This is a genomic window from bacterium, assembly GCA_021159335.1.
Lineage (GTDB): Bacteria > UBP14 > UBA6098 > B30-G16 > B30-G16 > JAGGRZ01.
In genome coordinates, this window is sequence record JAGGRZ010000145.1 from 1 (window position 1) to 11,539 (window position 11,539).

Here is an 11,539-nt window from a genome sequence, read left to right on the forward strand (position 1 = left end):
ATTCCAGCAGAAAATCGACGAATTCGTTGCCAAACTTGACAGCCTGACAGTTAAAGTCAACGATTTGGAGGCGAAGGTAACTGAACTTGAGAAAGCAATAAATGACCTCAAGACCAATCATCCTGAGCTATTCTCTGTGGCTGAGAAACCTGCGGAAGCTGCGCCAAAAGCTGAGAAACCCACGGCGAAACCCACTGGAAAGCCAAAAGCTCCAGCCAAGCCTGTGCCCAAACCAAGACCAAAGGGCGGAAGAGTAAAATAAATTCTTCCCCCAAAAAGGAGGTTTCACATGAGAAAGAAATATCTGCTTCTTCTCGTTATAGCCATTTTGGTGCTCATATTCGGATATGGTTGTCCACCACCCGAAGAATCCATTGAACCACCGCAAAACCTTGTCCTAAAAGGCGCCACGAATGAAGTCGATCTCGAGCTTTCATGGTCGCCCTCGCCAACTGAGGACATTGACGGATATATAATTTACTTCAATGGTGCTGAGATAGCTGATGTTGACGCTGATGTAACTCACTGGACACATGTCGGTCCCACAGAGGTAGGGACATACAGAGTTACTGCGTATCGTGGTGATGAGGAATCGGCGGCTATTGAGGCGTCAACTGAACCTTACGAGGGGACAGGGGAACTTTACATCCGCGCTGCACCTGTTGGATATAACAGCGCATGGGGCTGGAACTGGACCTCCGGTGAGGGAGCATCCTACTCGCTTATGAGCGAGAACAAGAGCTACATTGACATGTATTATGACAACGACAACACATTAACGAGCGCACACATTCTCTGGGCTGATGGTAATGTAACCGGGTTCAAAATTATCGATGCTACCTATGACAATGTGGGAAATGTTCCCACATCAGGCTATATCGACAACGCTCTGATAGGTCTTAATCAGGTTTATGCAATCGTCGTAAGGAAGAACTACACCGACACATGGCACTATGTTAAGCTTAAGATAACGGCAGTAGCGTCAACACCATACGCAAAAATAAACTTCAACTATGCCTACCAAAGAGTAGCCAACTTCACCCTTATGGACTGAATGAAGGCTTAGGAAGTGTGAGCGAAGCCCGTTCTTGGGAACGGGCTTTTATTTTGCTGCTTAGCTTTGTCAAAAAATTTTGTTCATGAGGAAAAATCAATATGGAACAATCAATAGACCCAAAAAAATTTGTCAGGAAACTTGAGGACTATCAGGACGAAGCACCAGAAATTTTCGGCATACCCACTTCAACAGGACTTGATGAACTTTTCTATAAACTTGTGAAAAAGGGCGGGGAATGGACCAAGGAACCTCTCGGCGGGATACCATTTAGAGCCGTAATAAATGTTACTGGCGAGCCTGATACTGGAAAATCAGTTCTTGCAGAGCAGTTTGCCGTTTTTCAAGCTGGACGCGGATATGGAGTGTGTTTCGTGACGGTCGAGGCGCCCGCGCAGTTCCTTTTCACGGCGCTGCAGCAAAAAGCTGATGTCATGGGATTGTCATTCGATGAGGTGAAGGAGAACATGGTAGTGGTCGATGCGGCAGCGAATCCCTCGATAAGGGAGAATTTGTATAATTTCGTGGAAACAGTTCGGTATGCTGTCCAGACATACGAGACGAAAATAACAGTGGTTGACAGTATAACTGGATTATACGAACATAAAGAAATAATGGCGAGGCAGGTGGTCAGAGTGGTTTTCAACGAACTTAAGAAACTTGGTCAAACGGCACTTCTTATATCTCAAAAACGAAGTTCACAAGCTGCGGAGACCGCTGAAGCCGCTGGTGGATTGGCAGTAGCGCACATAGTGGATGGAACAGTTGTCATGGGGAAAGTGCTCGTTAAGAGCAAATGGGAATCACAGCTCTACGGTTTGCCTCTGGGGTCAGTGCTCAGAACGATACGAATAGACGGCTGCCGCGTGGTCCCACACGATACGAGAACATGGGTGTTCGAAATAACTGACACAGGACTCGTTGAGTTCGTTGAGCCACTCGAAACCTTCATATCGAAAACATAAAAAGGAGGTTAAAATGCCCATTATATCGGAACCAAAAGGCAATATCGATGAGGTGGCGAGAAAGGTATTCAACAGAGCGATAGATGTTGTTGGCGGGCTTAAAAAGTTGATAGAACACAGAAATCTGACCTGGCTACCAAGCCTTGCTGAGGCGGCTTATGTGATTGCTTTAAAGGAACTCGGCGGCAAGACATCCAAAGCTATTGCTGCAGAGCTGGGAATAACTGATGCTACTGTGAGAAACATCCTTTCCTCGGAACCCGAGACAGTGGAGAAGTATGTCAAAGGAGAGCTCCCCGATGTCTCCGAACACATCGCCGGTGGACTTGCTAAACTCGCTTTCGAGCAGCTTCGTAACGAAGGGGCTATCTAAGGTTACATTACTATCCCCACTATTGCGCCTGTCATAAGGGTCGCGAGGGTCCCTGCTACTATAGATTTTATTCCGAGTGAAAGCACATCTTTTTGCCTATCGGGCGCAATAACTCTAAAGCCTGCTATCATTATTCCAAGACTACCGAAGTTTGCGAAACCACACATTGCATAGGTCATTATAAGTTTACTCTTTTCCGATAACGCGCCGGCAGGTAGCGAGGCAAGTTTAACATAAGCAACAAGCTCGTTTATTATGGTTTTAGTACCCATAAGTTGTCCAGCCGTCAAGGCTTCCTTCCAGGGAACTCCTGCAAGCCACACTAAGGGCGCCATTACATAGCCGAATAGTCTTTCAAGCGTTACGGGTTTGCCGCCTATCGGAGGTAGAACGCCAACAATTCTATTGGCAAGAGACACGAGGGCTACGAGAACGATGAGCATGGCAATAATGTTGAGCAAAAGTTGCAGGCCAGAATCCACGCCTTTCACGAGTGCATCCATAGTTGACTCAGCCCCTCGATAGGTGAACGGAACTTTCTCTACAGCGCTCTTTTGTGTCTCCGGAACCATAACCATAGCAATAAGTATCGAAGCCGGTGCGCTTATTATTGATGCTATAAGGATGTGGCCAAGAGCATCGGGTATTACGGTCCTTAATATCGCTGCGTAAAGAAACATTACTGTCCCCGCTATGGTAGCCATTCCACTCGTCATAAGCGTGAAAAGCTCAGAGCGGGTCATTTTGCTGACATAAGGTCTTATAATAAGTGGTGCCTCCACCATACCCACGAAAATGTTCGCTGCGACACCGAGTCCCAAGGCGCCGCCGATACCAGTGGCTTTCTTGAGAATGTAGCTGAAACCCTTGACTATGAGAGGTAGTATTCTCCAGTAAAAAAGAATAGATGATATCACGCTCATAACCAGAACTAAAGGAAGTGATTGGGTGGCAAGTATAAATGTCGACGCGCCAGACTTAACCTCGAACGGCACATCGCCGCCGCCGATATATCCGAAAACAAACTTAGTCCCCTCAAGGGTCGATTCCTGAATAACCTCAACGAGTTTGTTGAGCCAAAGGAAAAAACTTTTTAGGATGGGAAATTTAAGAAGCAAAATGGCTAAAACGAGCTGTAAAAGTAAACCACCCAATATTACCTTCGTGTTTACTCTTTTTCTGTTTTCGCTAATAAGCCACGCAATGAAAATGAAGGCGACAAGACCAATAACACTTTGAATCATGGTGCCCCCTTTCGGCGACCGTCGTAGCGCAATTAAAGCTTGTTTAACATAACCACATCTCTGCGTATCTACAGCTCAAAATTCATCACAACACTACGCCCACCACCGCACCAGTCATAAGCGTTGCGAGTGTTCCCGCGATTATGGATTTTATGCCGAGCGAAAGCACATCTTTTTGCCTTTCAGGCGCTATAACTCTGAACCCCGCTATCATTATTCCTAAACTTCCAAAATTTGCGAAACCGCACATTGCATAGGTCATTATCAATCTACTTTTTGTTGACAAGGCACAAGCAGGCAAAGACGCAAGTTTCGTGTATGCTACGAGTTCGTTTATTATGGTTTTGGTTCCCATAAGTTGCCCTGCGGTCAAAGCTTCTTTCCAAGGGACTCCAGCAAGCCACACTAAAGGCGCCATTATGTATCCAAGCAGCCTCTCAAGGCTCAGAGGCTGACCACCTACCGATGGAAACAGTGCCGCGATAAACTTATCGATAAGCGCCACCAACGATATAAGCACGATTATCATTGCTATTATGTTCAGAAAGATTTTAAGCCCTGAGTCAACGCCTTTTACCAGCGCATCCATTGTTGAATCCGCGCCCCGAAAGTCCAGTCGAGCCTCAGAATAAGTGCTTTTCTCGGTCTCAGGTACCATGGTCATAGCTATAAGCACGGCAGCCGGTGCACTAATAAGCGAAGCTATAAGAATGTGACCCAAAGCATCGGGAACAACGGGGTCTAATATCGCTGCGTATAGAAACATTACTGTGCCGGATATGGTTGCCATGCCGCTTGTCATTATTGCGAAAATCTCGGAGCGCGTCATTCGGCTGACATAAGGCTTTATCATAAGCGGCGACTCGACCATGCCCAGAAATATATTTGAAGCGACACCGAGTCCTAATGCACCGCTTATACCAGTAGCTTTTCTTAAAACATAGCTGAAACACCTGACTATAAATGGTAAAATTCGCCAGTAAAAAAGAATTGATGATATGACGCTTATAATTATTACCAGCGGCAGCGTTTGCGTAGCAAGAATGAAAGTTGATGCACCAGGTTTAACTTCAAAAGGGACTTCGCCACCGCCAATGTAGCCGAAAACAAACTTAGTCCCCTCAAGTGTTGACCTCTGGACGAGCTCGACGATTCTATTGATTCCAAAGAAAATATTCTTAAGAAATGGGAATTTAAGAATGGAGATCGCGATTATAAGCTGAAGAAGTAGTCCTCCTAAAATTATTTTTGTGCTTACTTTCCTTCTGTTCTCGCTTATTAACCACGCTATCAGTATGAACGCCACCAGACCAAGCACACTTTGAACCATAGAACCCCCTTTCAGCAGCCAGTGCAAAGCGACGATCACGTGGAATAGCTGGGTTATTGCTTGTTTTTGTTGGTAGTCTCGATTATCTCGGCTATCTTATCGGCTATCTTCATTATTTCCTTCGCTGATTCCGACTCAGGGAACATCCAGACATAGGGCTTTCCGAGTTCGCAGCTTTCCATTATGGCTGGCTCAAGGGGTAGCCTTCCCAGAAATGGTATTCCAAACTCTTTAGCGGCTTTCTCACCACCTCCAGTTTTGAATATATCCGTCCTTTTTCCGCAGTGGGGACAAACGAAACCGCTCATGTTTTCTATGATACCTATAACCTTAACGCCAAGCGCCTGTGAGAATTTAACGGTTTTTCTGGCGTCAAGAAGCGCCACATCCTGCGGTGTCGTGACTATAATCGAACCATCGAGGTCAGGCAAAAGCTGACATATCGACAGTGGTTCATCGCCCGTTCCTGGAGGCGAGTCTATAACAAGCCAGTCGAGTTCACCCCAATTTATATCGCCAAGAAACTGCTTTATGGCTTTCATTTTAAGCGGTCCTCGCCATATCACGGGCTGGTCGGTATCCTGAAGGAGCGATGCCATCGTCACGATTCTCACGCCACCCTTCTCGATGGGCTCTATCGATTGATCTGGATTAAGCGTAAGCTGCAAACCCTCTATGCCCGCTAACCTGCCTATGGATGGACCATGAATGTCAATGTCCAGAAGTCCAGCGGATTGGCCTTTAATAGTGTAAGCGTAGGCAAGATTCACCGCTATGGTGCTTTTGCCCACACCACCTTTGCCCGAAATTATGAGGAGTTTGTGTTTTATCTTGCTCATTCGGGCTTTAATCTTCTTCGACTCCTCGTCCATGCCGAAAGGCGGTCGCGGAGCCTTTTGCTCTGCCATTTTAACGCTCCTTTCAAAATTTTAAATCCCCAAAAGCGTTGCCGCTAATGAGCCATAAAATAGCCTGTATTGTGGATTGCGCAAAAGGTTTTCGTAATGTGTTGTAACACCAGCCAAAGTGCGCTCAATCCTTTTTATGTCGCCGCAGCTTTTTGCTAAATTTCTTATCAACCCTTCCTCATTACTGTTCATCACGCTAACATCATCACCAATAATTGATGCGAGCATATCCCTTAATATCGTTATCAAAGCGAGGCAAATCTGCTCAGCGTAATCGGTCTTTGCGGGTGCCTCGTCAGCCCAGCTCCATACTGCCTCGTAGTTTCGCTTGCAGGCCGCTTCTATTATTTTTAACGCCTGCCGCCGCAGCGCTTCAAACTCTGGCGTAAGATATCTCAGTGCATTGGCTATACTTCCATCGGCAAGTCTCGAAACCTCTGCGGCAAGCTCGTGCGGGACATCGAATCTATCCTCAAGCTTTTTTAATATGTCTCGCTCGGATAGCCTTCTGAACTTGATTTCCTGAGTTCTCGAACGGATTGTTGGCAGAAGAGCTTCCGGGCGCTGAGAAGTCATTATTATGTAGCTTCCCGACGGTGGTTCCTCAAGCGTTTTGAGGAATGAATTCGCGGCAGGAATGTTCATAAGTTCGGCATCGGTTATAATAACGAATTTTCCACCGTGAGATGTAGCAGGCGTTTGCAAGAATTGCTGAATCTCGTAAATCATATCGAGGATAATGGAGGGCTTTCTATCGAATCGGGGACGCATGAATGGGTTTAATCTGAATTCAGCATACGCATCCCTTCTTGTTTCGCTGTCCCAAACGGATTTCGGCATAGGGAAAATAATCAAGACATCAGGATTGGTCCAGCTATCCATAGTCGTGCACGACTTGCATTTTCCGCACGGTTTACCGTTTGATTTGTTGGGGCATTTTAGAAACTTAACCCATTGATACGCAGCGATAAACTTCCCTATACCGGCGGGTCCTGAAAACAAATATGCCGAGGCGATTCGTCCAGTTTTGTATGCTCTCCACAGGAATATCCGCACTTTCTCCTGTTCGAGGAACTCGCTGAGAAAACCGTCAGGAACTTTTTCGGTGGTCTCCAACATTTCTTTTGGGCGTGAGGTTTTATGCCCCGAACTTCTTAAGTCTCAGTGCGTTGGCAAGCATAAGCGGCATTATAGCAAGCGCTGGGATTGTTCCCAAAATGCCTTTTGCACACTCTCGCTCACAGAACTTTTTCACATCGTCCCTGAAAGCATACTTGCTCCAAAGAAGAACAGGAACTGGATGCCAGCTATGAGATTTTAACACAGCAGGTGTGGCATGGTCTCCTGTAACCACCATAACATCGGGCGAAAGCTCAAGCAGGATGGGTAAATACCCATCTATTTCCTCGAGCTTTTTTACTTTCCCCTCAAAATCACCGTCCTCGCCGAGTGAGTCGGTTTTCTTCACATGCACGAAGAAAAAGTCGAAGTAGGGCCATATTTCTTTTATTAATCTGAACTCTTCCTCTATAGAGAAACCGGTTACATCGATGGTTTTCATCCCAACCAGGCTCGCAAGCCCTCTATACATGGGATAGGTTGCTATTCCCGCCGCATCGAGACCATACCTTACATCGAACGATTCTATCTGCGGGAATTTGGCGTATCCGCGAAGTATTACCGTGTTAGCGACCGGCTCATCCGAAAGCACCTCTGTGGCAAGCTTTATGAATTTGTTTATTATCCGCGCGGTCTTCTCAGCTTCTATAGTTAAGGGTTTTGCTGGTTCAGGTGGCATTCCGTTTATTTGTGGGTCCGCATCAGTAACCTTGTCCGAAAGCTCTTTACCGCGAAACACTACCGCAAACCTGTAGTCGAGCCCTGCTTTCATTATCACTTTGACATCTTCTATGAGCTTGATTTTCTCGGAAAGCTTTTTAACGAGTCTCTCGCACTCCTCGGTTGGAATTCGTCCTGCGCGTCTGTCAACTATCTTGCCATCCTTTAATGTGGAGAAATTTCCTCGCACGGCGAGGTCGCCATGTCTAACCTCAAGCCCCACGCCAAGTGCCTCAAGTATTCCTCTTCCTATCTGATATTTGACGGGGTCGTAGCCGAAAAGAGCGAGATGCCCAGGCGCACTGCCCGGAGTTATGCCGTAGTCGATAGGAATCTGAAGTCCGCAAGAACTTTTGGAGGCAAGCTCATTAAGATTTGGCAAGTTAGCCACATCAAGTTCCGAAAAACCTTCCTCGTTGGTAGTACCTCCGAGACCATCTATAACCAGAAGAATCAGCTTCGTGTCGTTTTTCCTTATGAGACTTGGCGGTAAAAAGTTTTTCATCGTATGACCTCCTATTTTAGCTTAATTAATTGTGGGCAGGGGCAATGTCAATTGTTTTCACGCCGTAAAGGGATTGATGAGCAAACTAAGACATCGCTCGGCTGGGGGGAATTTACAAATTGTTTATTCTCGTGGGGGATTGGTTTTGTTTTTATTCCATCATCGAGTCGATATATGAAGCAGTACCCTTCTATTTGCTATCCGCCCTTCCGGGAACCTGTTATCACCGATTAAAACTGGCTCGGTGGTTTTTTTAGCAGGATTCCATATTCGTATGACATACGGTTTCGACTCCCCGAAGCCTTTTGCTCGCAAAGTAAGCTTGTGGTCTCGCATCCATTTGTCGAGTTCAGCATCTGATTTAAGCCCGAGCAAAAATCTCATGTATCGTCTAAGACGATTATACTCCCTTTCGGCGCGGAGTTTTGATATACGCAGGTTATCGTACTCGGGTCCTATGGAGTCAGTGTGTCCCTCAACAGTAGCTATGAGTTTGTATCTTCCGCCTTGAGCGCGATGAATAAGCTGTTTGGCGATGTATTCCATCCTTGATTCGAGGAATTTGCTGCGCGGTTTATCGGTGCTGAACATAAATATTATTATTACCAGTCCCTCTATTTTTCTGCTTAGTTCCTCGACCTCTATAGACAGCGTATCTGATTTCGCAAGAAGATAACCGCCTACCTTGTCCCACAATCGTAGTCTTATGAAGTATTTTTTCTTGAAATCGAGAAGGTGACCGGCATCATCCCGCCAATCCCACACTATTTTCTCAGGCACTTTATCCTTGCCCCGCGCAAGGTGTCTCACAATGTTGCCCCTCGAATTTATTACATCGAGTATAAAACTATCCACGCCCATCCCTGCTTCAACATCGAGCTTTATTAAATTCTCCCGTTCGCCCGCTATTTCGTAGTTTTCGAGAACCTTGTTTGCCTCAACGGGTCTGAAAACCAGCGCCTCCGCCGACGGAAATACCCGGACCTCGTTGGGATTGGCTGATGTGTCCACTCTGTAGTGGATAAGAACTCTTTCGTCAAGGTAGTTAGGCAATCTTTCACGCAGCCATTTGGCTGTGGTGGCTGCTCTCTCAAATGCAAGGTCCTCACCCTCTTTGGTGCGTGAATACGCCTCTGATATTATGTAAATCTCGTCGTTATTCTCGAGCATGCTCTTTATCGCTTCGACATATGCTGCAAGTTTCGAGAAGTCATCGGGAAGGCTGCCTTCGGAGCACGGTATGACAACCATGAAATCCTTTTCAGGCAGAACCCTGCCCACTATTTGAACGCGCCTGTTTTCAGCAAACATGCGAATCCTGTCCTTCTTTATCGCCTGTTTCATTGGGTCACCCACCAACGACGCAGCGGTGTCGTATTCCTCGGTCGGAAATCTTACCTTCCCGGCTGGGGCACCCAAAGCAATAAGTTTTTCCCTAACGGCTTCAGCACGTGCCTTAGCAACGCTTCCGGGATTAATCGTGTCAGTGTGAGCTTCGTAGAAACCGTAAAGTTCAACAAAAGCATCGGGAGTATTCGCAAGTCGGCGTGCAATAACTGAAAGCATTTTCTCATATCTTTTCTTTATGCTTGATGAGTTCTCGTCGAAGAAGACCATCGGAATAAGCGGTTCTTCCTCTTGATAAAGTTCGAGTCTCGATATAACGAGTTTATTTTGCGAAAGGTTAATTTTCCCCTTTGGTTTCATTATAGCGATGACCCTAGTGGAGGCTACATTGTCTTTTTCGTCTGTCTCCTGAACTCTCCCGGTTATTTTTGGTAATTCCTTGGCATCATTGTCTATAGCGATGAAAATCTCATATATACCGGGTTCGGTCGGTGTCCATGTCCACCCGAGCTCGAAAAGCTCTCCCGGGCTTATGTTGACCCTCTCTACAGGAGCTATTAGTGTCCATGTGCTATCCGGGCGCTGATAGTAAATTGCTACAGGAACTTTTCGTTCTACTATCTCACCGCGGTTCTCGAAAAGAGCAGTTATTTTAACCGAGTCGCCCACAAATACGGTTTCCGGCGTTACCTTTATTGAATCGGGAATTATGGCTAATTCCTCGATTGGCACCGGTGGGGGAGCTACCCACAGGTTAAATCCTGCCCGATGCGTGGTGAAGAACTCTCTTGCTATGTCAGTGCCCAGAGAATACGATATGGCGTAGTCAACCGACCATGCTGATTTTTTCCGCTTCTGCTTGTATCCGAATCCCGCAGTAAACTCGTGCCTGTTCCAGCCCGCGCGGATGAAAAGGTTTTTCCCGAATTGCTTTTCCACCCCTGCATGTATCTGAAGTCTTTTGTCCGAGGGGGCTTTATCATAGTATTCAACATCGAATGCAACCGTTATGGGTTTGGTGGTTAGCGCCATAGCGAATTTGCCTATAAGCGGGAGTTTATTTGCACCAGATTGAGATATCGATATGTCAGGTTTATTAATATTGCTGGCGACGAGACCTATAGTCATGAATTTGGCTGGTCTTATTAGCATCCCAGCATCAATGGAATGGTCTGCTGTAGAGGTTCGAACGGAAAAAACAGGGTCATTATCATCAAAATTCACAAAGTTTGAGCGGTTAAAACTGCTTCTTATTATGGCAGCATTAACCCCCACGGCGAAACATCTGCCCACAGCTGTGCCCACGAGCCTTTTCGAATAACCGAATGTTATCTTCCCCTGCGAATATATATCTGACAGATATTGTATATAAGATATGCCGAATGAACCGTATCGAAGCTTTCGGTCGAGCTTTAACACTGTTCCCAGAGCACCTTCCTGTATCATATCACCGTGTATGCCAGCATAGAAAGCAGTATAAGCCAGCGATAGCGCCATATCAGGAAATGCGTCCATATTGGCAGGGTTCCAAATAGGGGAAAAACCATCATTGGCGAGGGCAGAATATGCTCCACCGAGACCAATACCGCGCGGAGAAGTTATATCAACTTGCGAGAATGACAGGCTTAACAGGGCAAAAATTAATATGACTAAAGTGCTTTTCGGCATTATTCCCCCCTATCTACTTTATTTAGCAACACTTATTGTCCCACTGCAAACTGCGTCACCATCGACGATAACTACATATATATAAACCCCTTGAGGGACTGGGTCTCCGTTCTCGTCCATTCCATCCCATATGAACCCTTCAGCGCTTCTTTTGACTGTTCTAACAAGCCTTTCAATTCTATCGTAAATAAGAACTTCTATATTTTTCGTTGTATTCCGTATATTTGAAAACTCAAAGCTCGTCACATCGTTGAAGCCGTCACCATTGGGGGTTATGGGATTTCTCGTTACGCGGCATTGAACTGG

11 protein-coding genes are annotated in these 11,539 nt (G+C 46.2%); 4 read left to right on the forward strand and 7 right to left on the reverse strand.

All coding sequences use genetic code 11. The features are described from left to right. The 4 genes from J7J62_07905 to J7J62_07920 form a co-directional block, all read left to right on the forward strand. Nucleotides 1–262: hypothetical protein (locus J7J62_07905; GenBank protein MCD6125076.1), on the forward strand; the 262-nt coding region annotated here is incomplete at its 5' end. A gap of 27 nt (nucleotides 263–289) precedes the next feature. Next, complete coding sequence (locus J7J62_07910) at nucleotides 290–1,054, forward strand: hypothetical protein (protein MCD6125077.1); 765 nt, start codon at nucleotides 290–292, stop codon at nucleotides 1,052–1,054. 113 nt (nucleotides 1,055–1,167) lie between these two features. Next, on the forward strand, nucleotides 1,168–2,019 hold the full coding sequence (locus J7J62_07915) for a KaiC domain-containing protein (protein ID MCD6125078.1): 852 nt from the start codon (nucleotides 1,168–1,170) through the stop codon (nucleotides 2,017–2,019). Nucleotides 2,020–2,032: 13 nt separating this feature from the next. Continuing rightward, entirely contained in the window at nucleotides 2,033–2,392 is a 360-nt protein-coding gene (locus J7J62_07920) for a regulatory domain protein (GenBank protein MCD6125079.1), read from the forward strand. A 2-nt stretch (nucleotides 2,393–2,394) separates the two neighbouring features. On the opposite strand, the gene J7J62_07925 is transcribed toward J7J62_07920, so the two are convergent. The 7 genes from J7J62_07925 to J7J62_07955 form a co-directional block, all read right to left on the reverse strand. Further along, nucleotides 2,395–3,636, reverse strand: a complete 1,242-nt coding sequence (locus tag J7J62_07925) for a nucleoside:proton symporter (protein MCD6125080.1) — start codon at nucleotides 3,634–3,636, stop codon at nucleotides 2,395–2,397. 85 nt (nucleotides 3,637–3,721) lie between these two features. Beyond that, the gene (locus J7J62_07930; protein MCD6125081.1) at nucleotides 3,722–4,966 is read right to left on the reverse strand and encodes a nucleoside:proton symporter; all 1,245 of its coding nucleotides are present in this window, start codon (nucleotides 4,964–4,966) and stop codon (nucleotides 3,722–3,724) included. A gap of 53 nt (nucleotides 4,967–5,019) precedes the next feature. Continuing rightward, nucleotides 5,020–5,838, reverse strand: coding sequence for an Mrp/NBP35 family ATP-binding protein (locus J7J62_07935; protein MCD6125082.1), 819 nt, complete (start codon nucleotides 5,836–5,838; stop codon nucleotides 5,020–5,022). A 57-nt stretch (nucleotides 5,839–5,895) separates the two neighbouring features. After that, complete coding sequence (locus J7J62_07940) at nucleotides 5,896–6,993, reverse strand: hypothetical protein (protein ID MCD6125083.1); 1,098 nt, start codon at nucleotides 6,991–6,993, stop codon at nucleotides 5,896–5,898. Nucleotides 6,994–7,012: 19 nt separating this feature from the next. After that, nucleotides 7,013–8,218, reverse strand: coding sequence for a 2,3-bisphosphoglycerate-independent phosphoglycerate mutase (locus tag J7J62_07945; protein MCD6125084.1), 1,206 nt, complete (start codon nucleotides 8,216–8,218; stop codon nucleotides 7,013–7,015). A 159-nt stretch (nucleotides 8,219–8,377) separates the two neighbouring features. Then, nucleotides 8,378–11,233, reverse strand: a complete 2,856-nt coding sequence (locus J7J62_07950) for a type IX secretion system membrane protein PorP/SprF (GenBank protein MCD6125085.1) — start codon at nucleotides 11,231–11,233, stop codon at nucleotides 8,378–8,380. A gap of 18 nt (nucleotides 11,234–11,251) precedes the next feature. Continuing rightward, nucleotides 11,252–11,539, reverse strand: a 288-nt coding sequence (locus J7J62_07955; GenBank protein ID MCD6125086.1) for a gliding motility-associated C-terminal domain-containing protein, incomplete at its 5' end; no start/stop codon positions are given.